Genomic DNA, 278 nt, shown 5'->3' on the forward strand with positions numbered 1-278 from the left:
TAAAAGTTGCAAGACTTAAAGAACATATAGCTAATAGGAGAAAGGATTTTCTACAAAAACTATCTACTAAATTAATACAAGAAAATGATATTATTTGCATAGAAGATTTACAAGTAAAAAATATGACTAGAAATCATAAACTATCTCGCTTAATTTCTGATGTTTCATGGTCAGAATTTGTTCGTCAGTTAGAATATAAGTCTAATTGGTATGGTAGACAAATTGTAAAGGTAGGTAAATTCTTTGCAAGTTCACAAATATGCAATAAATGTGGGTAT

At 27.3% G+C, this 278-nt stretch carries 1 protein-coding gene; it reads left to right on the forward strand.

The window, feature by feature from the left end; all coding sequences use genetic code 11:
- The coding region (locus tag KGF50_RS22105) for an RNA-guided endonuclease TnpB family protein (RefSeq protein ID WP_227850020.1) at positions 1 to 278 on the forward strand (278 nt) is incomplete at both ends.

The organism is Clostridioides sp. ZZV15-6598 (assembly GCF_020657705.1).
Taxonomy (GTDB): domain Bacteria; phylum Bacillota; class Clostridia; order Peptostreptococcales; family Peptostreptococcaceae; genus Clostridioides; species Clostridioides difficile_F.